The sequence below is a fragment of the Microcoleus sp. genome, assembly GCF_041354475.1.
In the GTDB taxonomy this organism is placed as follows: Bacteria; Cyanobacteriota; Cyanobacteriia; order Cyanobacteriales; family Microcoleaceae; genus Microcoleus.
This window is the reverse complement of the sequence record NZ_JBGJZU010000090.1, coordinates 1-25,268: the sequence shown is the minus strand read 5'-3', so window position 1 is coordinate 25,268 and position 25,268 is coordinate 1. Positions and strand designations below refer to the sequence as shown.

General features: G+C 44.1%; 23 protein-coding genes. 13 read left to right on the top strand and 10 right to left on the bottom strand.

Annotation, left to right across the window (positions count from 1 at the left end; genetic code table 11):
* Positions 1-301 precede the first annotated feature (301 nt).
* A complete protein-coding gene (locus tag ACBR23_RS24625) occupies positions 302-3,646 on the top strand; it encodes an EAL domain-containing protein (protein WP_371115120.1) in 3,345 nt (1,114 codons plus the stop codon).
* A gap of 211 nt (positions 3,647-3,857) precedes the next feature.
* On the opposite strand, the gene ACBR23_RS24620 is transcribed toward ACBR23_RS24625, so the two are convergent.
* Positions 3,858-4,700, bottom strand: a complete 843-nt coding sequence (locus tag ACBR23_RS24620) for a DUF4231 domain-containing protein (protein ID WP_371115119.1) — start codon at positions 4,698-4,700, stop codon at positions 3,858-3,860.
* A 492-nt stretch (positions 4,701-5,192) separates the two neighbouring features.
* Between ACBR23_RS24620 and glgP the strand changes: the two genes are divergently transcribed.
* A complete protein-coding gene (gene glgP / locus ACBR23_RS24615) occupies positions 5,193-7,751 on the top strand; it encodes an alpha-glucan family phosphorylase (protein ID WP_371120635.1) in 2,559 nt (852 codons plus the stop codon).
* Positions 7,752-8,029: 278 nt separating this feature from the next.
* Here glgP and ACBR23_RS24610 read toward each other — a convergent pair whose 3' ends face one another.
* Positions 8,030-8,788 carry a DUF429 domain-containing protein gene (locus ACBR23_RS24610; protein ID WP_371120625.1) on the bottom strand — a complete coding sequence of 253 codons (759 nt, stop codon included), beginning with the start codon at positions 8,786-8,788 and terminating at the stop codon, positions 8,030-8,032.
* A gap of 223 nt (positions 8,789-9,011) precedes the next feature.
* Between ACBR23_RS24610 and ACBR23_RS24605 the strand changes: the two genes are divergently transcribed.
* A complete protein-coding gene (locus tag ACBR23_RS24605; RefSeq protein WP_371120626.1) occupies positions 9,012-9,686 on the top strand; it encodes an N-acetylmannosamine-6-phosphate 2-epimerase in 675 nt (224 codons plus the stop codon).
* A gap of 126 nt (positions 9,687-9,812) precedes the next feature.
* On the opposite strand, the gene ACBR23_RS24600 is transcribed toward ACBR23_RS24605, so the two are convergent.
* Positions 9,813-10,172 carry a phage holin family protein gene (locus ACBR23_RS24600; protein WP_371120627.1) on the bottom strand — a complete coding sequence of 120 codons (360 nt, stop codon included), beginning with the start codon at positions 10,170-10,172 and terminating at the stop codon, positions 9,813-9,815.
* 223 nt (positions 10,173-10,395) lie between these two features.
* On the opposite strand from ACBR23_RS24600, the gene mrdA reads away from it, so the two are divergent.
* Positions 10,396-12,210, top strand: coding sequence for a penicillin-binding protein 2 (gene mrdA / locus ACBR23_RS24595; RefSeq protein WP_371120628.1), 1,815 nt, complete (start codon positions 10,396-10,398; stop codon positions 12,208-12,210).
* A gap of 184 nt (positions 12,211-12,394) precedes the next feature.
* On the opposite strand, the gene ACBR23_RS24590 is transcribed toward mrdA, so the two are convergent.
* Positions 12,395-13,273 carry a hypothetical protein gene (locus ACBR23_RS24590; protein WP_371120629.1) on the bottom strand — a complete coding sequence of 293 codons (879 nt, stop codon included), beginning with the start codon at positions 13,271-13,273 and terminating at the stop codon, positions 12,395-12,397.
* A gap of 226 nt (positions 13,274-13,499) precedes the next feature.
* Between ACBR23_RS24590 and ACBR23_RS24585 the strand changes: the two genes are divergently transcribed.
* Both ACBR23_RS24585 and ACBR23_RS24580 read left to right on the top strand, forming a co-directional pair.
* Positions 13,500-14,435: a metallophosphoesterase gene (locus ACBR23_RS24585; protein ID WP_340523977.1), complete on the top strand. Its 936-nt coding sequence runs from the start codon at positions 13,500-13,502 to the stop codon at positions 14,433-14,435.
* A gap of 27 nt (positions 14,436-14,462) precedes the next feature.
* The gene (locus tag ACBR23_RS24580) at positions 14,463-14,945 is read left to right on the top strand and encodes a PD-(D/E)XK nuclease superfamily protein (protein WP_341736182.1); all 483 of its coding nucleotides are present in this window, start codon (positions 14,463-14,465) and stop codon (positions 14,943-14,945) included.
* Between the two features lie 120 nt (positions 14,946-15,065).
* On the opposite strand, the gene ACBR23_RS24575 is transcribed toward ACBR23_RS24580, so the two are convergent.
* A complete protein-coding gene (locus ACBR23_RS24575) occupies positions 15,066-15,941 on the bottom strand; it encodes a DNA adenine methylase (protein ID WP_371115881.1) in 876 nt (291 codons plus the stop codon).
* Positions 15,942-15,978: 37 nt separating this feature from the next.
* Positions 15,979-16,164, bottom strand: a complete 186-nt coding sequence (locus ACBR23_RS24570) for a hypothetical protein (RefSeq protein WP_371120630.1) — start codon at positions 16,162-16,164, stop codon at positions 15,979-15,981.
* A gap of 69 nt (positions 16,165-16,233) precedes the next feature.
* On the opposite strand from ACBR23_RS24570, the gene ACBR23_RS24565 reads away from it, so the two are divergent.
* The 4 genes from ACBR23_RS24565 to ACBR23_RS24550 all read left to right on the top strand — a co-directional run bounded on the left by ACBR23_RS24565 (position 16,234) and on the right by ACBR23_RS24550 (position 18,108).
* Complete coding sequence (locus ACBR23_RS24565) at positions 16,234-16,437, top strand: DUF751 family protein (RefSeq protein ID WP_371115888.1); 204 nt, start codon at positions 16,234-16,236, stop codon at positions 16,435-16,437.
* A 313-nt stretch (positions 16,438-16,750) separates the two neighbouring features.
* Positions 16,751-17,143, top strand: coding sequence for a PadR family transcriptional regulator (locus ACBR23_RS24560; protein ID WP_341733238.1), 393 nt, complete (start codon positions 16,751-16,753; stop codon positions 17,141-17,143).
* A gap of 161 nt (positions 17,144-17,304) precedes the next feature.
* On the top strand, positions 17,305-17,838 hold the full coding sequence (locus tag ACBR23_RS24555; RefSeq protein ID WP_341736185.1) for a cofactor assembly of complex C subunit B: 534 nt from the start codon (positions 17,305-17,307) through the stop codon (positions 17,836-17,838).
* Positions 17,839-17,949: 111 nt separating this feature from the next.
* Positions 17,950-18,108 carry a hypothetical protein gene (locus ACBR23_RS24550; RefSeq protein ID WP_371115879.1) on the top strand — a complete coding sequence of 53 codons (159 nt, stop codon included), beginning with the start codon at positions 17,950-17,952 and terminating at the stop codon, positions 18,106-18,108.
* A 213-nt stretch (positions 18,109-18,321) separates the two neighbouring features.
* Here ACBR23_RS24550 and ACBR23_RS24545 read toward each other — a convergent pair whose 3' ends face one another.
* The gene (locus ACBR23_RS24545) at positions 18,322-18,648 is read right to left on the bottom strand and encodes a DUF3155 domain-containing protein (RefSeq protein ID WP_340523987.1); all 327 of its coding nucleotides are present in this window, start codon (positions 18,646-18,648) and stop codon (positions 18,322-18,324) included.
* 338 nt (positions 18,649-18,986) lie between these two features.
* Here ACBR23_RS24545 and ACBR23_RS24540 point away from each other — a divergent pair, with 338 nt between their 5' ends.
* Entirely contained in the window at positions 18,987-20,378 is a 1,392-nt protein-coding gene (locus ACBR23_RS24540; RefSeq protein ID WP_371120631.1) for an ATP-binding protein, read from the top strand.
* A 28-nt stretch (positions 20,379-20,406) separates the two neighbouring features.
* Positions 20,407-21,102 (top strand): hypothetical protein, encoded by a 696-nt coding sequence (locus tag ACBR23_RS24535; RefSeq protein WP_371120632.1) that lies wholly within the window; start codon positions 20,407-20,409, stop codon positions 21,100-21,102.
* Between the two features lie 10 nt (positions 21,103-21,112).
* Here the strand turns inward: ACBR23_RS24535 and ACBR23_RS24530 are convergent, their stop codons facing one another.
* Both ACBR23_RS24530 and ACBR23_RS24525 read right to left on the bottom strand, forming a co-directional pair.
* Complete coding sequence (locus tag ACBR23_RS24530; RefSeq protein ID WP_371115876.1) at positions 21,113-21,292, bottom strand: HAD family hydrolase; 180 nt, start codon at positions 21,290-21,292, stop codon at positions 21,113-21,115.
* Between the two features lie 102 nt (positions 21,293-21,394).
* Positions 21,395-21,874, bottom strand: a complete 480-nt coding sequence (locus tag ACBR23_RS24525; protein ID WP_371115875.1) for an HAD family hydrolase — start codon at positions 21,872-21,874, stop codon at positions 21,395-21,397.
* A gap of 199 nt (positions 21,875-22,073) precedes the next feature.
* Here ACBR23_RS24525 and ACBR23_RS24520 point away from each other — a divergent pair, with 199 nt between their 5' ends.
* On the top strand, positions 22,074-23,882 hold the full coding sequence (locus ACBR23_RS24520) for an aspartate kinase (protein WP_371120633.1): 1,809 nt from the start codon (positions 22,074-22,076) through the stop codon (positions 23,880-23,882).
* 462 nt (positions 23,883-24,344) lie between these two features.
* On the opposite strand, the gene ACBR23_RS24515 is transcribed toward ACBR23_RS24520, so the two are convergent.
* On the bottom strand, positions 24,345-25,268 hold a 924-nt coding region (locus tag ACBR23_RS24515), incomplete at its 5' end, for a calcium-binding protein (protein WP_371125695.1).

Below are 25,268 nucleotides of genomic sequence, written 5' to 3'. Positions count from 1 at the left end.
TCCTAAATCATTTGTGAATTTCTTACTCCCTCCCCTTAACAAGGGGAGGGTTGGGGTGGGGTAAAAAACTTTACGAATGCTATAGCAATCCTAAATCATTTGTGAATTTCTTACTCCCTCCCCTTAATAAGGGGAGGGTTGGGGTGGGGTAAAAAACTTTACGAATGCTATATAATTTTACTGGCAAAAATAAAGTTAAATTAAGCTGTGATATTTTGATTTGTATACTTAAAAATCTAGTCAATTTTTCCACCTTTTGATAAGGTGATAATGATTTATTTAAAATCAGGAACGGGAGCAAATGAAAATTACTGGTCAATTACTTTTAGGATATTTAACTGGTGCTATTTTCTGTCTAATCGGCTCTATTAATTTGAAATTATTGCCAGGAAACGCCGCCAACCAATACGGTAATTTTTCTGTAAACAGCAGTCAGGTATTGCCTCAGAATTATGACGATTCGCCAGGGGATTGGGGAGCTACTCCTGCTGGCAAAGTCGATTTAGTTAACAAATCCGATGGCATTAAGGTGAGGAATTCCTCTACAGATTTTTTTATAGATACGGATACCAATAAAAATCCAACAGATAATTATAGTTTAAATCAGATAGCTTATTATCTGGCTTTTATGTCAGTATTAGTTTCTTTATTGATGAGAACTAATATGGCGAGTATGTTATTAAAGGCGATCGTAAAATTTAATTTAGATGGGAAAAATATTAATAGTAACTCAGCCAAAAATCTCAATTCAGAAGCGAGAAACAACGAGCCGAATATAGGGCATACTATTGCGAAAATGACTCAAGATTTGCAACAAACTGCCGAATACGCTCTGGATATTTTTGAAGATATTAGTGTATCAATCGTTGCCACTACGCCCACCGGGAATATTTTATCGTTAAATTATGCTACCTGCCAACTCTTAGGATACTCGAAAAAAGAGTTAATCGGGAAACCCATAGCCACCATTTTTAAGAAAACAGAATTACCGCTGGCTGGGCGAGACACTGAAAATTTAACAGCGGGAGATTCTGTCCGCAACGTCGAGAAAGTTTATGTGTCGAAACATGGCAGAAAGATAATTGTACTCCTATCTATTTCCACTATTCGCGATGGAAAAGGCGAGGTAAGTGGCAAATTATATGTAGCCCAAGATATTACGGAAAACAAGCGGGTAGAAAGAGATTTGCGTCGCAGTGAAAAAAAGTTTCGACAACTGGTAGAAACTGTGAATGCTGCTGCATTTATCTATCAAGGCAGACAATTGCGCTATGTCAATTCTCAAACGGAAGCTATTACGGGATATAGTCGCGAAGAATTGTTATCAATGGATTTGTATGATTTAATTCATCCTGAGTTTCGTTCCGTAGTTAAAAAGTGGGGAAAAGTTAGCGAACATCGCAAAAAAGGTAATTTAAAACATGAAATTTTACTTATTTCAAAAAGCGGAGAGGAACGTTGGATAGAAGCAACATTAGATCTGATTAAGTTTGAGCGAAAAGGTTCTATATTAGTCACTGCTTTTGATATTAGCGATCGCAAATTATCAGATTTAGAACTAGAAAGGTCTCTTTCCTTACTGCAAGCCACCATTGAATCCACTGCTGATGGCATTCTTGCCGTTGACAGCCAAGGAAAAATTCTCACCTTTAATAGCAAGTTTGCCCAAATGTGGCAAGTGCCGGATTTCCTGCTCGATTCCCGCTCTAATAATCAAATTTTAGGGTTTGGAATTAATCAATTAAAGTATCCAGAAACTTTTCTCAAACGCTCTCAAGAATTGTCCGAGCTACCGGAGTTAGAAAGTTACGATATCATCGAATTAAAAGATGGTAGAATATTTGAGCGCTACTCTCTACCACAGCGCACGGGAGGAAAAATTAGTGGCAGAGTCTTTAGTTTTCGGGATGTCACGGAACGGCTGCGCGCTGAAGAAGCATTGCGTAAAAGTGAAGAACGGTTTAACCTGCTGACGCGAGCGACAAATGATGCTGTTTGGGACTTAGATTTGGTGAATGAAGAATTATGGTGGAGCGAAGAATTTGATAAATTATTTGGTTATAAAATTTATAATAATCAGACTATCAATTTGGGATTTTGGTCAGATAAGATTCATCCCGAAGAACGGGAAAAAGTGATAAATAATTTCAATAATACCCTAGCAGGGGAGGCTCAATATTGGTTAGAAGAATATAGCTTTCGCTGTGCGGATGGCAGATATGTTTTTGTGCTAGACCGGGGCTATATTATCCGTAATGAAAGTGGCAAAGCGGTGCGGGCAATCGGCACTATGATGGATATCACTGAGCGCAAACAAGCTGAAGAAATTATTCGCTATCAAGCTGTTTACGATCAACTTACTGGCTTGCCTAACCGTATACTTTTTAACCAGCGACTTTCTACGTCATTAAAACAGCTTAAAAATAGCAAAAAAATATTAGCTGTGATGTTTTTAGACTTAGACAGGTTCAAGAAGATTAATGATACCCTAGGTCACGCAGCGGGCGATCGACTGTTGGAAATTTTTGCCGCCCGCATCAACGACACTTTGCGAGGAACGGATACGGTGGCCCGCTGGGGTGGGGACGAATTTACAGTGCTACTACCAGACATCAATTCGCCGGAAGATGCCGTCAGAACTGCTCAAAGAATACAAGAGAGTTTAAAGCCTGTATTTAAACTGGAAGAACAGTCACTGCACATCACTAGCAGCATCGGGATTGCTCTCTATCCCGATGATGGAGAGGATGCGGAAACTTTAGTGAAAAATGCAGATGCTGCTTTGTACCGGGCGAAAGAAAGGGGAAGAAATAACTATCAGTTTTATAACTCAACAATTAATCCTCAAGGCAGTCAGTTGCTGATTTTAGAAAGTAAGCTGCATGATGCTCCTGAACAAGGAGAATTTGAGCTTTACTATCAGCCAAGAGTGAATATTACTACTTGGAAGATACAGGGCATGGAAGCGTTGCTGCGCTGGTATCATCCAGAATTAGGTTTGATTTATCCCAATACGTTTATTCCGTTGGCAGAAGAGAATGGACTAATTGTATCGATTGGGGAATGGGTTCTGGAAACTGCTTGCAAACAAAACAAAGCTTGGCAGGATGCTTTACAGCCAGACTTACGGATAGCAGTTAACTTTTCGGCGAGGCAATTCCAGCAATTCAATTTATTAAAAATGGTGTCGGATTGCTTGGAAAAAACTGGTCTAGAACCGAAGTATTTAGAGTTGGAAATTACCGAAAGTACCGCCATGCAAGATATGGACTATACGAAAAAAGTGCTGACGCAGTTGCAGAATATGGGAGTGCAGATTGCGCTGGATGATTTCGGAACGGGTTATTGTTCTTTAACTTATCTCAAAAAATTTCCACTTAATATATTGAAAATAGACAAATCTTTTGTCAGCGGGCTGACCAATGACCTGTCGGAAAGGGCGATCGCCAATGCTGTAGCCACTCTGGGGCGAGACTTGAATTTGAATGTGGTGGCAGAAGGGGTGGAAACTAAACAGCAGTTGGAATGTTTGCGATCGCTCCATTGTCAAGAAATTCAAGGTTACTACTTTAGCCCTCCGCTATCAGCCAATGATGCTACTAAAATTTTGATCGATTCTCTGTTGAAAAAGGCAAAAATTGCTTGAGAAGGAGGGGTGAGGGCGTTCGGGCTAAGTGAGAGCCTCTGCATCTTTGGTAGAACCGATTGTGCAGCAATTACTTGTCTTGTCTTTCTATTAGACATCGACCATATTTCCTGTGGGGAGTAGGGGTTAGGCATCCAGCCTCCCTTTGACAGCCTTTTTTGGAGACGTCTATTATACGATCGATCTGCGTAACAGCTTATTGTCAGCTTCGTTAACTCTGCCCCTGCTTTGACTCAGTAGATTGATCGGGCTCTGTATTCTGCTCCTTTGATCGTGTCTCATCTGGTTTTTGGATTTGCTTGAGATGAATTTCATTCACCTGATTGATAAAGTTTTCTATTGCCATTTTTGCCATTTGTTGAGATTCGGCTGCGTCGGCTACATCAGAGCAACAATAAGCCGGAGTCACTCCCAATATAAATTTCTCCTGTTCCGCTTCTAACAATTCCACAGTCGTGTTAGCAGAAATCCAATTCTCCTGAAAAGGAAAGGAGGTAACTATACTGGCGACTATTGAGGCGACAGCGGGACAAATTACGGGCAGCCACTTGAGCAAAGTTTGACCTGGTTCCAATTTGTCTACCAATACTAAAATTGGTGTGACTCCCGATAAAATAACGGTTGCCAATTGGAAAGTATAATAAATATTTCTCGAAGTCTCTCTAGTCTTTTTATAGTCGTCAATCAATTCCTGGCAATATCGTAAAGCCTTTACTCTCACGGGAGTTGTCAGATTGTGTTCTGAAGAATTATTCGGGTTCAACAGATAACTATATAATTCAGCTTTTCTTCCGAGTTCTAACTGATTAGTAAGATTCCTAGAGTTCTGAGCCAATTGTCTATTGGTCAGAAACATAAAAATAAAGCTAGAGAGAAAAACAGCTCCCCAGATAACGACAAGTTGATTGTCTGGAAAAACTCTGGTAAGGATGCATACACCAGCAAAAGCAGCTAGGGATAAATACTCAATAATTTTCAGGAAAGATAACATTTGTGGATTTGATGAGACTGTATTGGAAATCTCGGTCTGGTTTTTCTGTGCAGAAGTAGTCATAAAAAAGCTCGGTAAGTGGGCAACTCAGAGTCTTTAGACCTGAGAGGGAAACTATAAGGGGGACTAAAGTCCCCGTCAATCCCCTTTCGGGGTTGGAGAGGTATGGTTGCCTCTCCTGTGAGGTATGGTTGCCTCAATCTCCCTTTCGGGGTAATGCGGTGCACTGAGCGTAGTCGAATGTGTTCGCTTCGACCTGGTTATAAAGGCTTGTTAAGCTTGCAATTTCTTACAAGCGAGCGTGGCGTTGACTCAGGGAGTTCCTGACTGCCTTGTAGTTAATTTGGCGATCGGATACAAGTTTAGCTGATTGGTGTTCCTACCTCAACCGCCAGATTGACACTCCGGGCGCGTGAACGCGCGGGGATTCTTGGTTCAACCAGTCGGCTTGCCTGTTGATGTCAGCGAGTTAAAAATTAAAATAGTGTGCAGAATAACGCACTTGTTCCCAAAGAAAGAGGAAAATATCGCTACCCGACAATAGAAAATTTGTCTATGCAGCCGATTCGCACATTTAACGTTTCCCCTTCCCTACCCACAATTCTCGAACCCCTACGCAAGCTTGCCTACAACTTGCACTGGGACTGGAACGTAGAAACCAAAGACTTATTCCGCCGCCTCGATAGAGACCTATGGGACTCCAGCAACCAAAACCCAGTGCTGATGCTAGGAACCATTTCTCAAGAGCGACTGCAAGAAATGGCCGAAGACAAGGGCTTCATTGCCCAAATGAACCGAGCCGCCCAGCAGTTAGAGGATTATCTCAAAAATCGCGCCTGGTACCGCAAACAGCGGGGCACAGACCTGGAAGAATGCTACGCTTACTTTTCGATGGAATTTGGCTTGGTCAAAGCCCTGCCGATTTATTCCGGCGGTTTGGGCGTCCTGGCTGGAGACCACCTGAAATCTGCGAGCGATTTGGGATTGCCCCTCGTCGGCGTGGGCTTGCTTTACCAAGAAGGCTATTTCTCCCAGTATCTCAATGCCGACGGTTGGCAACAAGAACGTTATCCGCTTAACGATTTTTACAATATGCCGCTCCATCTGGAACGGAATCCCGACGGTTCAGAATTGCGGATTGAGGTAGACTATCCCGGCCGCAAGGTTTACGCGCGGATTTGGCGGGTGCAAGTGGGTACGGTGCCTCTGTACCTGATGGATACGAATATTGAACCGAACAGTCGCTACGATCAAGATATTACCGACCAACTTTACGGCGGTGATAAAACCCTGCGGATGCACCAAGAAATCATGCTGGGCATTGGTGGTGTGAAAATGCTCAAGGCTTTGGGGCTGACTGTCACGGCTTACCACATGAATGAAGGGCACGCGGCTTTCATGGCTTTGGAACGGATACGCATACTTATGGAGGAACATCACCTCAGTTTCACAGAAGCCGAACAGGTGGTGATATCTAGTAGTATGTTTACGACTCACACGCCTGTTCCTGCTGGGTTTGACTTGTTCGAGCCGAGTATGGTAATGCACTATCTCGGTCAATATCCCAAGATGTTTGGCTTGTCGCAAGAGGAGTTTCTGGGATTGGGCCGGGAGAATACTGGCGATTCATCCGCACCTCTGAATATGGCAATTCTGGCAATTAAAATGTCGAGTTTTGTGAATGGGGTGGCGGCTTTGCACGGTGTGGTGTCGCGCCCGATGTTTGGGGGGCTGTGGCCGGGTTTGCCACAGGAAGAAGTGCCGATTACTTCGATTACCAACGGGGTTCACGCTCGCAGTTGTGTGGCTAAGTCTACTCAGGAGTTGTACGATCGCTACCTTGGCCCGGATTGGGAAATGACTCGTAAGGACGATCGCCTGTGGGATAAGATGGCTTCGATTCCTGATGAGGAATTGTGGCGGAATCACGAACGCTGTCGATCGGAGTTGGTGGTGTTCGCGCGGGAGTGGCTACAAAAGACTTTGCGGGAACGGGGCGCTGCTCCAGGCGAGATCGAACACGCACGGGAGGCTCTGAATCCGAAGGTGTTGACCATCGGGTTTGCTCGTCGTTTTGCTACTTACAAACGAGCTACGCTATTCTTGCGTGATGTCGATCGCATTATGCGGATTATGCGAGATCAAAACCGCCCGGTGCAATTTGTGATTGCTGGGAAGGCTCACCCGATGGATATTCCGGGTAAGGAATTGATTCGGGATATTGTTCACTTCATCCGCGAACACGACACGATGAGTTCGATGGTGTTTTTGCCGAATTATGACATTAATGTCGCTCGGATGATGGTGTCGGGCTGCGATGTCTGGCTGAATACGCCGCGCCGCCCCCGTGAGGCTTCTGGTACTTCCGGGATGAAGGCTTCGATGAATGGTTTGCCGAATCTGAGTATTCTTGATGGCTGGTGGGATGAGGCTGATTATGTTCGGACCGGTTGGCCGATCGGACATGGGGAGTTTTATGAAGATACTAAGTATCAGGATGATGTCGAAGCTAATGCTTTGTACGAGTTGATGGAGAAGGAAGTTGTACCGCTGTTTTACCACCGGGATTCTGATGGAATTCCGCGCGGTTGGACGGAAAAAATGAAGGATTCTATTCGCTTGAATTGTCCTTTGTTCAATACGACTCGGATGGTGAAGGAGTACGCGCGGCGGGCTTATTTCCCGGTGAGCGATCGATTCTACACGATGACTAAGGATAATTGCGCTCCGGCTAAGGATTTGTCTCACTGGAAGCATAATTTGCTGCAAAAGTGGCACGACATTAAGATTGAGGCTGTTGATATTTCCCAAGATCAGGAAGTTAAGGTCAATCAGTCGATCGATGTTAAAGCTCGGATCAATCTGATGGGGTTGACGCCGGCTGACGTGCAAGTGGAACTGTATCAAGGTTCGATCGATGTTAACGGAGAAATTGTTGGTGGTGTGCCGATGGTGATGGAGTATTTGGGACAAGATGGTCACAATGCTAGTCTTTATACGGCGGACATTACCTATACTTCTAGCGGCTTGCAAGGTTTGTCCCTCCGGGTTTTGCCGAAGCACGAAAATCTCAGCAGCCCCTATGAACCTGGTGTGATTCTCTGGGCACATTAAAAGGTATACCCTTTCTCAGTTAGGTGGGTACTAGGTAATGGGTAATGGGGAATGGGGAATGGGTAATGGGTAATGGGTAACTTGTACTGCCCTTCGACTACGCTCAGGGTCGAAGTATGGGGCATGGGAACCCCCCCCTGACCCCCCCCTGGGGGGGAAGGGTATAGGGCATTACTAATTACCAATTACCTATTACCTATTACCAATTACCAATTACCTATTACCTATTACCAATTACCAATTACCAATTACCAATTACCAATTACCAATTCTCGACCTTACGGAAGTTGGGGAATGACAATGTAGCCAGTTGTGCGATCGCCCAAGACCAAATTCCGCTCTATTCCCCAGTACCACCAGTGAGCGCCTATGTAAGCGCACAGCAAGGCATCTAGCTGGTCTTCTAAAGCTTTGAGGGTGGCAATACTGGTGGGAATTTCTAAGGGAATTAAACCGCCAAGACTCCCAGGCATCTTGCCTGTGCTAGAAGGCAGATTTAGAGAGGGTTCAAGGTTTGGTAAAATATCTCTAATATACTGGCAGAGTTTCATCAATTCTAGTTGACGTTCTGCCAGTTTTCCTTTTTTATATTTAATGATTCTGTCTAATTTAAATAAGTTTATTGTGGCTGGATGAGGATAAACTTCTATTTGATATCTACCTAACTTTTGAGCTTCAATAGTTGGGGCGTGAGCAAATTCTCTGGCTTCTAAACTGAGGCCTAATTCTACAGTTTTTTGGGCGAAGGGGCGGGAAAGGTTGGCTGGATAACAGCCTGCGTGGTAGCGCCCGAAGTGTTTGTGGGTGAGTTTATCTGCTTCTCGCATTCCAGTGGCATTGGCGATGATTGTGGGGGCATCTACGGCGATGATTGCTGGTTCTGTTGGGGAGATTTGGGTTTCGACCCAGGTGAGAATGTCATTGAGGGATTGTTGGCGATCGCACTCGATTAATTCCAATCGATTGTTTTCCCAATTTAAGCAGCATAAACCACTTGCTCCAGAACTCCAACCTAAGTCTATGCCGATAAATTTCATAAGTTTTTTTAGGAGGCTTGAATACCAGCGTTGAGTTTCCGGTTAGTTTAAGGGAGATATGCGATCCATTTAAGGGGGGTTAGGGCGTGTTTTCTTTTGTCTTAGATCCCCCCAGCCCCCCTTAAAAAGCAGGGTGGATTTATTGTCAGAGGATAAATGTATCATAGTATTGCGATCGGGTTAAACCCGATCGCAAATACTATCCTAACTCGGTACATCACTAATGATTAATTGTCAAATCCCTACAGGATTAATTGTTTCTTGTCAAGCACCTACTGACTCACCCCTGTACGATCCCATCGTGATTGCTGCCATGGCTCGATCGGCTATCAATCAAGGGGCCTCCGGGGTGCGCATTGATACTCCCAGCCACATTGCAGCCGTGCGACAACAAATATCCGCCCCCATCATCGGGATTTGGAAACAGCAATTACCGGGATGCGAGATTTACATTACTCCTCGATTTGAAGACGCGCGGGCGATCGCCGATGCTGGATCTGATATCATTGCTATTGACGCTACTCTCAGAAACCGTCCCCTACCAGAAGAAGATTTAAAGACATTCATTGCTCGCATTCACAGTGAATTGGGCAAATTAGTCATGGCAGATGTAGATACCATAGAAGCCGCGATCGCGGCGGCCCAAGCAGGTGCTGATACAGTAGCAACTACTCTTTTTGGTTACACTTTTGAAACCAAAAATCTGCGCCCACCAGGCTTTGAATTACTAGCTGAAATTATCAAAAAAATCAACGTTCCAGTTATCTGCGAAGGTGGTATTTCCAGCCCAGAAATGGCAAAAAAAGCCTTAGATTTAGGGGCTAAAGCTGTGGTTGTCGGTACAGATATTACGGGAATTGACAATAAAGTTGCCGCCTATAAATTGGGTATTTGTTAGTTATTATTGATTATTTATTAATTGGGGTGAATTACCTAGATTATTTGGTAGGGGCTCATCAAGTAGCGGAGGAAATTCCACCCGCCATTGCCCCTACCTAAGTCGATGGTGCATCGGGGAATGCGGCTAAATTAGTACGCCATTAATGAAGCTGCTCACTACAGCCAAGGCGAGGGCTCCTAATACCGCACTCAACATCCCCTTCCGCAAGCTAAATCCCTCAACCAATTTAGCAGCAGTGGCAAAAATAATCACGTTCATTACAAACGCAAATAGACCCGAAAGTAAGCCCAGGGTCAGCAGGTTCGGCACTAAAAAAACGGCTTTTAAAATGGGCAAAATTAAAACATTCAAAATCCCCAACACCGCCGCAGCAAATACTGCTTTCGGTGTGCTGTCAATTTCAACGCCGATCGGCAATTGAGAAATTAGCAGCAAGCTACTACCCGTCACCAGCCAAGCAATCAACAAATCAATCGGTTCCATAGCCCATACCTCCTTCACAGTTGTATTGTCAAAAAATTTGATATTTGAATATTCAAGAGCTTTAAACTTAGCTTAATCAAACAATCCCCCTAATTCCTCTACCCATCGGCAGAATCTGGGTTTGATTTACTCTGAGAAAAAAAACTACTAGGCGATCGGCAAATTTTCCCGGATGGGAACCGCTGCAACCTGTTAGTTGAAAAAAAAGAGTAGATTCAGTTATATGGCTAGTGACTTTTCTTTTAAATCTCAAGTCAAATTAGACAAAAATGCCTTGGATCATCCTGCACAGCGTCGCAGTCGATCGCTCCAAGTCATGGTTTTTATGCTCTTGGTCACTACCTTAGTCACATTGCCCCTGTTTCGGCTAGCTGAACTGCAACTGGTTCAGGGAGCATATAACCGACAACGGGCCGAAAACAACCGGATTAGGCCAGTTTCTGTAGCGGCAGTGCGCGGTCAGATTTTAGATCGTAGCGGGCAAATTTTTTCGGCCAATCGCGTATCTCGATCGGTATATTTGTGGCCAAAAGAGCGATCGCCCCAGCAGTGGCAAGAAGCAGCCACTACACTCAGCCCCATAGTCAACATCCCTGTGGATGAAATCCTCAAAAAAATCGAAAAAGCAGGCTATAAATCTGCCCTACCAGTCCCAATTAGTAAGAATATCGATGTTGCAACCTTCGTCGCTTTGGGAGAACAAGCCAATACTTTGCGAGGGGTAGAGATTCGTACAGAATCCAGCCGCGACTATCCCAATAAGGAATTAGCATCGCATCTTTTGGGATACGTCGGCGAAGCTACTTTAGATGAATTAAAAGCTAATCCTGGATATCCGATGGGCATGATCGTCGGTAAAATGGGAGTGGAAAAATTAGTTAATCCCACTTTAGAGGGTGTGTGGGGAAGCCGTTTGATTGAGGTAAATGCTAAGGGTGAAGAAATCCAAGATTTAGGTGTAAAAGCTCCGATTCCCGGCAAGCCTGTACAGCTAACTTTAGATTTAGATATGCAGAAAACTGCGGAAAAAGCTTTGGGAAATCGTCTCGGTGCTGTGGTGGCGATCGATGTTAAAACCGGAGCCTTGTTAACCATGGGTAGTTGGCCGACATTTGACCCCAATATTTTTACCCGTAAGGTAAGTCAAAAAGAATGGGACCGACTGCAAGGACCTGACAAACCATTTTTAAATCGAGCAGTTCAAGGTTATCCAGTCGGTAGCACTTTTAAAATTGTCACTTCTGTAGCCGGGATGGAGTCGGGCAAATTTTCTCCTGACTCGACTTTGGTTAGTTCTTCTTCAATTACCATCGGCGGAATTTCGTTTAACGAACACGGTGCTGGTTACGGTGCGATCGGTTTCCGCGATGCTTTAGCCTACAGCAGCAATACATTTTTCTATCAAGTAGGCATGGCTGCGGGGCCGGAACAAATGGCTAAATGGGCTAAAAAAATGGGAATTGGTGGTACTATTAATTTAGAACTTTTGGGGTTAGATGCCGCCAATCACGGTCAAGTTCCGATACCATCAGAGAAAAGGAAAATGTATGCGGAAGATTGGTATGTTGGCGATACGGTAACAATGGCGATCGGTCAAGGTTTGGTACTTTGCACTCCCTTAGAATTGGCTGTGATGGTATCAACTATTGCCAATGGTGGTTGGCGAGTGCAGCCACATTTGCTGGCTTCTCAAACCAATACTCCAATTACTAAAAAAGTTCAAACAGGTATTAAGCCGGCTACTTTGAATGTGATTCGCCAGGGATTGATTGATGTGGTAAAAAAAGGTACTGGTAAAGCCATGAATGATGGTACTATTCCTTTGAGTGCTGGCAAAACAGGGACGGTGGAAATGCCCGGTCATCCTGACAATTCTATGTATGTGGGTTATGCTCCTGCTGACAAACCGGAAATTGCGATCGCGGTTATAGTTGAAGGCGGCGGATATGGTGCTGTGTCGGCGGCACCAATTGCTCATGAGGTATTCCGAACTTATTTCCAAAAGCAAGGTTTTAAACCGACTATTAAGAAGCCTTAATAGTCATGAATAAGTTGTTATTGGTTATTGGTTATTTGTTATTGGTTATTTGTTAGTTCCAATAACCAACAACTAAGAACCAACAAGCCTTCGATTTTGCGGTTCCTGAGCGAAGCGTCGCAGGGCAGGGAACCGCCAATAACCAACAACAAATAACCAACAACCAATAAGCAACAACCAATAACTAACTTCCAATTCTATCCAGAATAATCATTTCTGAACCAACAACAGGACTTCTAGCTATTAGTTTTCCTTCCTTATTCAGAACTTCTAAATTACTAAAATCTAGTAAATTAGCTTCTTTAAACATTTGATTTACTATCTGATTTTGTTCCGCTTCGCTCAGCCCATACCAATCTTCAGCTACTTTTACTGTCAACCGACTGCTGGAAAAATTAACTTCAAAGGACTTAACTAAACCGCCACCAAGTCGAGCGGTAATTTCATCAACTTTATTTTGAATCCCAGCAATCAGAGACTGTTCCGGTGTCAGTGGTGGTGGCGGGACAATTTCTACCGCTTTCGGTGCTGTCGGTGCCACTAAATCCGGTAAGTTGCTTTTGAATTCAGATTTGGCTTTTTCTGATGCTATCGCTTCTGGCAAGTTGTCGATAGGTTGTGGCTGCTGTGGTGTTTCCGATTCCACAAAATCGGAAAAATTTGCGGGCGATTCTATCACTTTCGGGACAGGAGCCTTGGCTATTTTATCCGCTGGTTTTGCCGAAAAAATATTCAGACTTAAACCGACTGTGACGATCAGAATTGCTGCTATTGCTGCATTCAAAATTGGATCGGATAACTTCTGGGTGAGGGATGCGGGTAATAGCGATCGCACTAGCTTCACAATACTTTGCCAAAGTAAACCGACTTTCTCTAAAAAACCACCTTGAGTGCTGGTTGCTACAGACTTACTATCAGATTTTACAGCAACTTTTGGTGTGGGAATCGTGTTAATTTCTGCTGCCACACTTTCAGGAGTTGCAGAGTTTGAGGCTGAGTCAATCTCCGCTGTTGGAGGTTCAAAGGATTCTGGAGTTGGCTGCTTTGGTTGTTCTTCTGACATTTTTTCTGCCTTTGGGCCTTGCAAATATACTTAAATCGGATTAATTTTAGTTGAGTTATAGCACAAGGAAGAAGGAATAATTCACCCCCCTACCGCCCTTGGGGGAAGGAAGAAGGAAGATGCAATCACAGCAAGAGTTGCAGCGACTAAGAACGTCCTAACTGTCTTGGTTGTTGCTAGATCTCAATCTTAATTTATCATTTTATTTAGTTGTCACTGAATCAATATGAGCATCAAACGTCGTTACTTTCTGATTTTAGGCAGTCTCAGCAGCTTAGGTTTGGCTGGAATCTGGAAAATGTTTCAGCTTCAGACTTCTTGGGGCACAGATGCCAATGCCGCTGTACTTTCTGCTGTTGAGGGAGAAAGGGCGATCGCTCCTTTACCCACTACACCACCTATTTTACGCTTTATTTCGATCGCAGACACGGGTACTGGTGCCGAGGGACAATATGCTGTGGCTGAGGCGATGGCGCAATATCACGGGCAAAACTCTTTTAATTTGGCTATCCTCGCCGGTGACAATATCTATAATAACGGCGAATTTGAAAAAATTAATGCTGTTTTTGAACGACCCTATCAGCCCTTATTACAGCAGGGTGTCAAGTTTTATGCTTGTCTGGGAAATCACGATATCCGTACAGCTAACGGCGACTTGCAAGTTAAATACCCAGGCTTTAATATGGCTGGTCGCTACTACACTTTTCGGCGCGAATCAGTCCAGTTTTTTGCCCTAGATACTAATGATAATGCGGACTGGAAAAATCAGTTAGTTTGGCTGGAAAAAGAGTTGAGCCAGAGCACTGCACCTTGGAAAGTTGTTTTCGGACACCACCAGGTTTATTCCTCTGGTATTTACGGATTAAATCAACCTTTTATTAAGACTTTGACACCCATGTTTCAAAAGTACGGCGTGCAGCTTTATATTAACGGACATGAGCATAGTTATGAACGGACTCGATCGATTAATGGTACTACTTATTTAATTTGTGGTGCTGGTGCTGGTACTCGTCCGGTGGGGCGTTCTGAATGGACGGAGTATGCTGCTAGTCGGTTGAGTTTTGCTACCTTTGATGTTTATGAAGACCGGATGTTTGTGAGTGCGATCGGTACTGATAAGCGGGTTTTCGATCGGGGCGTGATTGAAGTGCGATCGGCTTAATTCACAGCATATTCAGGAGCAAACAAGATGAATAGGGGTTGTCGGGCTAATCAAACTGGTTTTGTTTTAGAAACAACTGTTGCAGGCACTTTACAAGCTCACGGCTATCTCGAAATTTGCCCTCATTTACCGAAAAAGCGCAAGCGGGATTGGCTGTTAGTTTCTACGGAAATTCCTAAGCGGTATGCCAAACAGGTATATATCGGGTCTAGCATTTATGAAACTGAAATAAATGTCGATTTTTATATTGTTGGTTCTGGGGCAATTTCTCAGGGTTTAATCGTTGAGTGTAAGTGGCAAGAAGATAAAGGTTCTGTTGACGAAAAGTATCCTTACCTTAATTTAAATATTAAAAATTGCTATCATGTGCCAACTATTGTGATAGTTGGTGGTGATGGCATGAGGCAAGGATCGATCGAGTGGTTCAAAAAACAAATTGCTGATAATCCAAATCTATTGGGAGTTTACAAGCTCGAAGGGTTTATCACTTGGGCCAATAAACATCTGTAAGATAACTAACCTAAAAATTGATTGTTTGAGAACCAATTATTATTCCATAATGCTTGGAGATTAGTCTTATGTTTTGTCTGGTATCTGGCTCTTCTGTTTTTTGGATATTGGCTTACGTCTTTAAAATGAACGGATTAATAATTCCTTGACTTTGCCACGCTTACAACTATTAGAATTGATTCCCCTAGCTGCTGAAATTTCAATTAATTGTGGCATCCTAGCAGTTTTAAAAGCTTGAGAGTCTGTGTAAATTTTCTTGATGAAATCACAATGAGAGTTAGACAGCATCACTTTCACACCCCGTTCGGCGAGTTCTGCAAAAACGTCTCTCAGTTGCAGTTGTTCGGCTTCTTTGAAGTTATGCCGGTTGTAGGCTGTGAAGTTACTCGTGGCACTGATAGGATGATAAGGTGGGTCGAAATAAACAAAGTCTTCACTGCTTTTGACAAAATCCTTGACTCGATCAAATTGCCTAACTTCAATTTGAACGGAAGCAAGGGCAGATGATACGGCTCGCAATAAATCTGCTTGACAAATGTTAGGTTTTTTGTATCTGCCTATGGGAACATTAAATTCACCTTTGGAATTTTCTCTGTAGAGTCCGTTGTAACAAGTTTTATTTAGATAAATCAGTCGCGCTGCTTTTTCTGTATCTGTTTTATAGGATTGCGATCGCACCCAATAATAGTAGCCTTGATTGTGCCGGCTGTGTTGTAACTGATGCTCCTCTAACAGTTCAATTAACTCCTCCACCCGATCCCTGACGCAGCAATAGGCGTTAATCAATTCTGGATTAATATCTGTCAAAATAGCATCCAAACCAGGTTGCTGCTGCTTTAAGTGAAAAAAAACAGCACCACCCCCCAAAAAAGGTTCGTAGTAAGTTGTGAAATTTTGAGGGAAATAAGGTTGATATTGTTCAATCAACTTACTTTTACCTCCAGCCCATTTCAGAAATGGACGTGGCAATATTTGAGAAGGTGCGACAGCAGACATTTATGTAGAAATAGCAGCCTTATCATATTTATCACAACTAGAACTGAATGCAATCTGAATTTGCGATCGCAGTTGATGTGCCCGCACTCACTGGACAATCGAGTGGCGACAATTGAAAATTTGTCGCTAGAATTATATTTGTTAGGACGATCGCCCAAATGCCCGATCGAGCCGAATGCAGTCCCGATCGCCCGATCGACCCATTTAGCTCCGGCTGTGCCAAAATTGTCTCACTCGTTCACAAGTGTTACCAGTGAAAAATGACACTGGCATACTTTACCCCACCAAGCTCATGCAAGATTTCATTAATAACGTCTCCCGTTATCCCCGTTTTTTGATTACTGTCTGTCTGGGAATCTTTTTTTTCCTGTTCGACCGACTCAAACCTCTACTCGATCGACCAGCTACGGCCATCGCCCTGGTTAGTTTAATCGTAGCAACTTTCGTCTTTTTAACTTTTACACTGCGCGCTATGTTAGGTTTGAGTCCGGTTTAAAGGCAAGCTCAAGAGTGAATAGCCATAGAAACCATAGAAACCATAGAAACCCAACCAGTCATGCAAACTCTACAAATTAGAAATGGAAATTAGGAATTTCGAGTTTTGAGTTAAAACATCAACTCTCGAACTAACTCCAAATTCGTTGTCGATCGCACACTTGCCAAGAGTCACTGCGATAGATTGGAAGAGGACATCTAGATTCAGTAACGATTATCCCCCTTGCTCAGTTCATAGGAAGCGGCACAACCCGCCCCGCTTTCCTCTCACGTTAACCTGACGGTATCAAGAGAGTCTCCAGCGGTAAAGACAGATGAAGTTTGAACATATCTATCAATTTTTTCAAGACCCCCCTCCTGTTTATCTAAACAAGGAACTAGCAGTGTGCTACATTCTCTCCGTCTTATTACGCGGAGATTCCTACGGAACCGAACTAATCGGACAACTAGAGAGGGAATTCCCCATCTACCGACTTTCTGACACCGTACTCTACAGCGCACTTAAATTCCTGGAAGATGAAGCCGTCATCACCGGTTACTGGAAAAAAGTAGAAGGACGCGGCCGCCCTCGCCGGATGTATCAAATTCTCCCAGAGTGGCGACATCAAGCTCAAGACCTCGCTCATCTTTGGCATGGATACATTGCTCAGGGAAAAGGGGTGTCTAGACATCAGCACCAAGACTTAGAAACCGGCCATAGCGGTTAGTGCAATTTTAATCCGATGCCTCAACTCTTCAGATGTCGGCACTACTTGCAAAGCGATTTGCCCCGTGGGCCTTCGCTTTGCTCAATCGCATCACCGAAGAACCTATCGAAGGGCATTTTTGCTTCTTCCTACTTAATTCCCCTTACACAAACTTTTAGCTGATGAATAATCCTGTTTTGCCATCCACCTTTGTGCTGACGCTGCTGTTAGCTGTGGGCTTGTTTTTTTTCATCAAGGCTTCTGTCAAAGACCGAACCGAACAAGTTAAACTCTCTTCCGAGAGTAACCAAGAGTCACTGTTAACCCAGCTACAAGAGTATTTTGCCCAGAGAGCTTACCGAGTTGCAGCCGTCGATGCTCCTAACTACCAAGTCACTTTTGAAGGGTTTGTCCGGCCTAGTTGGTTTTTAGCTATTTTTTTAACCCTCCTGAGTGCAGGGGGCGCTTTGTGCCTGGGACTGGTTTTGGCGATGCTAGTTCCTCAGCAAGGTCAAATTTTTCTCGCTTTGGTGTTACTATCGCCACTGGCAGGAATATTTTACTGGAAAAAAGCTGGACGCCCTGAACAAGTCTCCCTCAAACTGGAATCCGTCGCGGAGTCGGGAAGCCAAACCAAGAGCTTAATTACTGTCAGAGGTCATCGCGACGAACTCGCCGTCATGCAAAAAGCTTTGGCTCTGACACCGATCGATTGACAATTTAAACGTCACCTTTTCTGATAATCTAGATGCTGTCCGTCTAGCATTGTCAGAGACCTCAATTTTGAATGTCTCTATAGCTGACACTTCGAGCAGACTAAACTATGGATGCTTGAATTTAGTTTGTTCGTGATTAGTTCCATCCAACTAATGCTCAAACACACTATCGAAACAGTAGCTCCCACAAAAGCCATTATCTTGAGAGTGCCGACTGTGGCGATCGCCCTTGTGACGATCGCTTCTATTGCGATGGCTCCTTGGGCCTAAGTTTCTAAGGAATTTTCGCTTAAATTTGCAGTTGACACCCTCTAGACAATGATCTATTTTGAGCTTTTGTTAAAAAGTTGCACTAACTTTGCCCTCAATGTTTTGAACTAAACTTTTTGAGTTTACCGTTATAAACTCAGCATTTTTAGTTTTTAGTTTGGGGGTTTTCGGTTCTGGCTTTTGGGTTCTGGGTTTTGGCTTCTGGCTTTTGAGCTATGCGCGACTGGCTGACACCACAGGAATTTTTTCTGTGGTAGACGACTCCAACATCACTTTTAAGCTGGGAAACAAGAAATGGTTCTCTTCTACGTATTGAGCTCCAAATAAACCTTTTTCAGCCCAGAAGTATCGATCGGTGGTATGCTCATTGCGTTTGACCAACAGCAAAGCTGGGGGGGCAATGCCTTCAGCATGGATGAACTTGCGAGCCGCTGTTACGGGTTTATCTTCGCCGCTCTCGATGCTATATTGAGGCACACACTCTAAAATCCTGCGTCCTTCTTGTCGGCGGCGACTTTTGCGCTTGCGTCTCCTGGCCAATTTCTTTACCTCCTCTGTGAGCAGACAGGTTGTAATTATAGCTACCAAATCCGAGCCGAGTATATCCGTTCTAGCTCAAAATATCAAGTTGATTTAATAATTCGACATAATCTTAACATTTCTACGGCTTGACCACAGTATTGCCATCGTGGTAGGTGAACCCTCCAACTATCCCTCGCTCAAAAAAATTAGGAAGTCTGAAAGCTATACAGACTGGTCATTTAAAGAAAATTTACCCCAAAAACATTGAGGGCAGGGAGAACACAGCAGTCTGTAATCGATAAATTAGAAGTTGTAATTTACTTAATAATTCCGTTAAATATCTTAATGCGGCGCTCATGTTAAAGCCAGCCAGTTCCGAATTTGTCAAGCTTTGTCGATCGCAGGTGGCGATCGCCGTCAGTTTGGGAGCGACATTCAGCGCCATATACCTGACTGAAGAACTGATCGAAGGTAGCCAAGCAAAATTGATACCGATCGCCGTTTACCCGGAAACCTCAGAGTCCTGGGTTCAAAATCAGAGCGTGAGGCAGCAATCTCCCACAACCTCAGCATTAAAGGCGATCCCGCGACTGCTGGCAGACCAAACTCAGAGTCGAGAAAACTCAGAAATGGGGGCGATCCAGCCAGAGTCTATTCCAGGTTTTAATAGCAATTCCCATCAGTGCCAAGGCCCAGAAAATATTTGGCTGTCTCGGCGCCAAATTGTGACACCTCTGATTCACGAAGGAGTAGTAATGGGACTTCTGGTCAGCGGCAGACAAGACAGGCCCTGGAACGATCGAGAGGACGCTCAAATACAACAAATTGCTCGCACCCTGGCCCTCGCCTGCATTTTAGACCAGCGATCGCAGTGGATGCAGCAAGAACTACGCCAGCAGCGACAAATCCAAAGTCAGGTTTATGACACGATGCAGAATTTACTGCACCAGTTCAAAAGTCCGCTGACAGCCTTGCGGACTTTTGGTAAGCTGCTAGTAAAGCGGCTCGTCCCGGAAGACAAAAACCGCAACGTAGCTGTGAGTATTATCCGAGAGAGCGATCGCTTGCAAGAATTGCTCTTACAGTTCGATCGAACGGTTGACATCGGCGAAGCTAATTTGAGACTACCCTCTGGTAGTTCAGAAATAGAGATGTCCCAGGCTGAATTAAATCGTCAGTCTCCTCTGTCTCTGTCACCTGTGAGCAATCAAGATCAATCCTGTTCAGTTGCAGAAGTATTAAAACCGCTGTTAATTTCAGCCGAGGCGATCGCCTCCGAAAGAAACCTCAAATTAGTAGCAGAGATTCCAGGAAATTTGCCCGCAGTCTCAGCGAACGATCGAGCTTTGCAGGAAGTTTTGAGCAATCTCATTGACAATGCCTTGAAATATAGCAATCCTGGTAACAAAATTTACATTAAAGTAGACAATAAAGCACAAGAAGCTCATGGAACCAAACAACATCAATTGCCAGCCCTAGCAGTTGCTGTCAGCGACACAGGTTCAGGAATTCCCCCCCAGGATTTAGAGCATTTATTTGAGCGACACTACCGGGGAGAAAAAGCCCAGACAGAAATTCCCGGAACCGGATTAGGTTTAGCGATCGCCCGCGATTTAGTCCACCAAATGCAAGGAGAAATAGAAGTATACTCTCCCCTCAATCCTGAATGGGTACCCTCTGTCGGGTCACATTTATCTCCCAGCGATCGCGGCACTACCTTCGTGGTTTGGCTGCCACTGAGTCCGTAAATCCCTCTATTAATAGGAGATATTTTCTATGAAGCGCCGCTCTTTATTTGAAAAAAAATCACCTTTCTTTATTTTTTTTAATTTACTGAAAAAACATTTTTTTACCGTCCCGTTTTTGGTCGGATTCAACACTTTGACTATACTCATGTTGGCTGGAATCAGCATATATGCCAAAATTACAAACAAGGGAGATGGAGTTGAACGCCTGTTTAGCGATCCGTTTAATTTCTGGTTGCCTTACGAAGGCATTTTAACAGGAATATCCGAATTATTTTGGTCAATTCCCGTAACAATTTGTGCATTTACGTTCGGAGTGCTGCGCCAAAAAAATCATCGCCCTTCCGCCCAAAGCTTCTTATTTTTTAGCGCTTTATTATTGGGAGTATTTTTCCTGGATGACAGATTTAGGATGACTTTAATTCTTTCTGGTTTAGGGGTATCCAAGAAATTAATTTATTTGTGTTATGCCACTGGCATTTTAGTTTGGGGGTTGAGATTTTGGAAGTTCATCAAAACTACTCCTTACTTGCCATTAATAGCAGCATTTATGTTATTTGCATTTTCCCGATTAGAAGATATCTTCGCCGCCAAAAGTCAAGGAGTCCATGCTATGTTAGAAGATGGCACTAAATTATTAGCTCTGATAAATTTAGCACTGTATTTTTGGCATATATGTCATCAAGAACTTGTGGGAAAAAAGCAGATAAACACAGATAACCAATAACTTAAAAAAGCTATATAATGATTGAAAAAAGTTCTTCAATATTGTTAATGACAAAAGTGGGTTCTAGGGAAACACATTCATCGCGAACTCCATAGCCGTAAGCCGCCCAACAAGCATCAATCTGAGCATTTTTAGCAAACAGCAAATCAACCGCTGTATCACCAACCATTAAAACTTCACTATTATTCAATTCAGGAAAAAGCGGTTTAACAATTGAGTAATATCAAATCCGGTAACATCGGAATTATTCATCTCTCTTATCTCCCTCTGTGTTCTCTGCGTTCTAGTAAGGTTAAATCATTCCGATGCAGCCGGAAACGATATAAAATACAGTTGGATCTGGTTTTTGAACCATTTCTCCATCATCTCCTATAATCAAATCGAAAAAACTGTAAATAGTCAATCTTTCCAAAAACAAATTAACAAAATTAACGTGTTTATTACTGAGAACTCCCAGAGTTAATTCCGCTTGTTTGGATAGCTCCAATATTTGCGTTGTCCCCGAAAATAGAGCCAGTTGTTTTTCACCTTCAGTGCGATAATAGTCACGATAAGTTTCAACCCATAGGGGAATTTCTGTTGCTTCTAGAGCTGGATGGAGGATTTGAAAAGTCTTGGCTAAATTAATACCGATCGTGGATCGAATGAGATCGGCAGTCGGTGGTACTAGCAGGAATTTTTCAAAAGTTTTGGTAATGCAAGATATAATAGCATTATGAGTAATTGCCAAAGTACCATCAAAATCAAAAATAATTAACTTGTACTGACTCATATTCCTCTTCCAATCTCAATTAAAATTTTTCAGCATTCGGCTCTGGCTGGTAACGCCGAACCAGAGGGTAGGCCTCCAATGTCAAAGAAAAAAGCCCCAAGGGCTAACACCATCCTCAAAAACGATATAAACCTTCATCGGTTATCATCTAAAATTTGCGTATATTAACTTAAGTATTGCATTATTTTGTGTAGAGTATATGGCACTAATTGTTCAAAAATATGGCGGAAGTTCCGTAGGAACAGTCTCACGGATTCTGGAAGTAGCCAGACGAGTTGTCAAAACCGCACAGCTAGGCAATTCCCTAGTTGTCGTCGTTTCCGCCATGGGTAAAACCACCGACGGCTTGGTAAAACTGGCTAAGGAAATTTCCGCAACGCCCAACAAGCGGGAAATGGATATGTTGCTCTCCACTGGCGAACAAGTGTCGATCGCACTTCTGAGTATGGCATTACAGGAACTAGGACAACCCGCCATCTCCCTGACAGGAGCCCAAGTCGGCATCGTCACCGAAGCCGCCCACACCCGTGCCCGGATTTTGCGCATCGATCCAACTCGCATCGAAAGCCAGCTCAACAGCGGAAAGGTGGTTGTAGTTGCAGGTTTCCAAGGCATCGCCGATGCCGAAGAACTAGAAATTACGACCCTGGGGCGAGGCGGTTCCGACACTTCCGCAGTGGCGATCGCGGCTGCATTGCGGGCCGACAGGTGCGAAATTTATACTGACGTACCCGGAATTCTGACAACCGATCCGCGCCTAGTAGCCAACGCCCAGTTGATGGATGAGATTACCTGCGACGAAATGCTGGAATTGGCGAGTTTGGGTGCAAAAGTGCTGCACCCGCGGGCGGTAGAAATTGCCAAGAATTACGGAATGCCCTTGGTAGTGCTGTCTAGTTGGAGTGATGCCCCCGGTACGCGGGTAGTGTCGCCTCCCCCCCAACCACGGCCTTTAGAGGGCTTGGAGCTCGCCAAAGCCGTGGATGCGGTGGAATTTGACCTGGATCAGGCGGGGGTGTCGTTGCTGCGTTTGCCCGATCGCCCCGGAGTAGCAGCGCGGTTATTTGGTGCGATCGCCAAGCAAAATCTCGATGTAGACTTAATTATCCAATCAATTCATGAAGGAAATACTAACGATATTGCCTTTACCGTCACGCGAAATTCTCTACAACAAGCCACCGCCGTTGCAGATGCAATTATCCCCGCCCTCGGCAAGAATTCTCGCCCAGAATTGGGAGAACCGGAAGTGAAAACAGAAGAACGACCCATAGCTAAAGTTAGCATTGCAGGGGCGGGAATGATCGGGCGTCCGAGGGTTGCAGCCGAAATGTTTAAGACTTTAGCGGATGCGGGAATTAACATTCAAATGATTTCCACTTCCGAGGTAAAAGTTAGTTGTACGATCGATGCTGTCGATTGCGATCGGGCAGTTGCCGAACTCTGCAAAACTTTTGATGTCTCCAACTCCCCCCTCGCCCTCAATTCCACATCTCCAAAACCGGCCGCCGTCAGGGCTGTAGCCCTAGATTCCAACCAAGCACGTCTAGCAATTCGTCATTTGCCCGATCGCCCCGGAGTCGCAGCAAAACTGTTTGGATTGTTAGCCGAGGAAAACATCAGCGTAGACACCATCATTCAGTCCCAGCGCTGCCACAATATCGACGGCATATTGACTCGTGACATTGCATTTACCGTAGCACAAATCGATGCAGAAGCTGCTAAAATAGTCCTCGAAAAAGCCGCCCCAGAATTGGGATGGGGCGAAGTTTCCGTCGATACACAAATTGCCAAAGTTAGCGTAGTCGGTTCCGGGATGATCGCCCATCCAGGAGTAGCAGCAAAAATGTTTGAAGCGCTTTCCCGGCACCAAATCAACATTCAAATGATTGCGACTTCTGAGATTAAAATTAGCTGCGTGGTGGATGAAGAACAAGGCGTAACAGCTTTGCGCGCAATTCACACAGCTTTTGAACTTGCCGGCACCGAAAAAATTCAAGTTCCAGCGTAATTAATATCCTTGACCGTTCCATGGTCATGATTTAACCTTACTAGAACACTCTTGACACAGAGTCCGAAAATATATATCTGAATACAGGACGATTTTTATTTGATTAATTTAAAAAAAATCGCCCTTTTTTTTTAGGGTTAAACACTTGACTTCGAGGATTTAATTAAGTATAATCTAATAATGGGAGTGTTGACGGAATTTTTATTTTTGTCACCACTTCCATTATCTAAAATATACCACAAGAAATCAACCAAAGTCAATACATAATCCTTCTTTTTTATGGCCGAGGAGTTATATCAATTCTGGTTGTATCGGAATGATTTAACCACGAAGGCGCGAAGGACGCGAAGGAAGAGAAGAGAGAGTTTAATGATTCCCGATGTCAACGGATTTGGTATGAAACCACAGTAGCAGAGAACAAGGCTTCAATCACCGAGTACAAGTTTAGTTATCTATCATCTACTAGGTAGTGAAGAAAACATCAGCAGTTAGATAGCTAGCATCAATGTCAAAGACGATCACCAAATAATCCGAATTAACCTTAATCGCCACAGAAGCCGCTGGCATCCCACCATCAATCTGTAATAACACAGGCTCAAAAGATAATTCAGCATAGGCAATGTCTCCACTCAAACCAATTGCATCACCCTGAGAAAAATCCATAATTACATCAGCCCGCTCGATGGATGCGATCGCCTGATTTTCCGCAAATATAAAGGCATCCTTGCCAGTACCACCAATGAGTATATCTTGACCAAAATCCCCAATTAATACGTCATCATCAGCACCGCCATTGAGAATATCATCTCCCTTGCCACCCTGCAAAACATCATTACCATCTCCTCCAATTAAGGTGTCATTATCATTGTTACCACTGAGAAAATCTTTGCCAAAACCGCCATCTAGAAAATCAGAACCTTTCCCGCCCAGCAAAATATCATTGCCGCCAACTCCGGCTAGGGTATCTGCTCCTTGATTACCATTAATCAAATCGTCATTTTCTGTAGCTGTGAGCAAGTCATTACCCGATAAAGCGCTAATTCCTGTCTTAGCTGCTACTTCTGGAATCACAGTATCAGATCCGTCTGTTAGGAGGCAAAACCCTTCTCCCCGTAAATTTTCAGGGATTCCTGTTGCTTCACCACTATCGGTGGTATTGGGGAGAGAGGTTTGGATGGAAACTATGGGTGCTGGTATGGGAGTCGTTACAGGTGTTGGGGTTGGTACGGGTGTTGGTGTGGGTGTTGGTGCGATCGCAGGAATCGGAGTCGTTACAGGTGTTGGGGTTGGTACGGGTGTTGGTGTGGGTGTTGGTGCGATCGCAGGAATCGGAGTCGCTACGGGCGTTGGCGTTGGTACGGGTGTTGGTGTGGGTGTTGGTGCGAT

What these genes read in the sequence shown, in the direction of transcription:
- ACBR23_RS24625 (WP_371115120.1), top strand. Translation starts at nt 302, where the DNA reads ATGAAAATTACTGGTCAATTACTTTTAGGATATTTAACTGGTGCTATT.
- ACBR23_RS24620 (WP_371115119.1), bottom strand. Translation starts at nt 4,700, where the DNA reads ATGACTACTTCTGCACAGAAAAACCAGACCGAGATTTCCAATACAGTC.
- glgP (WP_371120635.1), top strand. Translation starts at nt 5,193, where the DNA reads ATGCAGCCGATTCGCACATTTAACGTTTCCCCTTCCCTACCCACAATT.
- ACBR23_RS24610 (WP_371120625.1), bottom strand. Translation starts at nt 8,788, where the DNA reads ATGAAATTTATCGGCATAGACTTAGGTTGGAGTTCTGGAGCAAGTGGT.
- ACBR23_RS24605 (WP_371120626.1), top strand. Translation starts at nt 9,012, where the DNA reads ATGATTAATTGTCAAATCCCTACAGGATTAATTGTTTCTTGTCAAGCA.
- ACBR23_RS24600 (WP_371120627.1), bottom strand. Translation starts at nt 10,172, where the DNA reads ATGGAACCGATTGATTTGTTGATTGCTTGGCTGGTGACGGGTAGTAGC.
- mrdA (WP_371120628.1), top strand. Translation starts at nt 10,396, where the DNA reads ATGGCTAGTGACTTTTCTTTTAAATCTCAAGTCAAATTAGACAAAAAT.
- ACBR23_RS24590 (WP_371120629.1), bottom strand. Translation starts at nt 13,273, where the DNA reads ATGTCAGAAGAACAACCAAAGCAGCCAACTCCAGAATCCTTTGAACCT.
- ACBR23_RS24585 (WP_340523977.1), top strand. Translation starts at nt 13,500, where the DNA reads ATGAGCATCAAACGTCGTTACTTTCTGATTTTAGGCAGTCTCAGCAGC.
- ACBR23_RS24580 (WP_341736182.1), top strand. Translation starts at nt 14,463, where the DNA reads ATGAATAGGGGTTGTCGGGCTAATCAAACTGGTTTTGTTTTAGAAACA.
- ACBR23_RS24575 (WP_371115881.1), bottom strand. Translation starts at nt 15,941, where the DNA reads ATGTCTGCTGTCGCACCTTCTCAAATATTGCCACGTCCATTTCTGAAA.
- ACBR23_RS24565 (WP_371115888.1), top strand. Translation starts at nt 16,234, where the DNA reads ATGCAAGATTTCATTAATAACGTCTCCCGTTATCCCCGTTTTTTGATT.
- ACBR23_RS24560 (WP_341733238.1), top strand. Translation starts at nt 16,751, where the DNA reads ATGAAGTTTGAACATATCTATCAATTTTTTCAAGACCCCCCTCCTGTT.
- ACBR23_RS24555 (WP_341736185.1), top strand. Translation starts at nt 17,305, where the DNA reads ATGAATAATCCTGTTTTGCCATCCACCTTTGTGCTGACGCTGCTGTTA.
- ACBR23_RS24550 (WP_371115879.1), top strand. Translation starts at nt 17,950, where the DNA reads ATGCTTGAATTTAGTTTGTTCGTGATTAGTTCCATCCAACTAATGCTC.
- ACBR23_RS24540 (WP_371120631.1), top strand. Translation starts at nt 18,987, where the DNA reads ATGTTAAAGCCAGCCAGTTCCGAATTTGTCAAGCTTTGTCGATCGCAG.
- ACBR23_RS24535 (WP_371120632.1), top strand. Translation starts at nt 20,407, where the DNA reads ATGAAGCGCCGCTCTTTATTTGAAAAAAAATCACCTTTCTTTATTTTT.
- ACBR23_RS24525 (WP_371115875.1), bottom strand. Translation starts at nt 21,874, where the DNA reads ATGAGTCAGTACAAGTTAATTATTTTTGATTTTGATGGTACTTTGGCA.
- ACBR23_RS24520 (WP_371120633.1), top strand. Translation starts at nt 22,074, where the DNA reads ATGGCACTAATTGTTCAAAAATATGGCGGAAGTTCCGTAGGAACAGTC.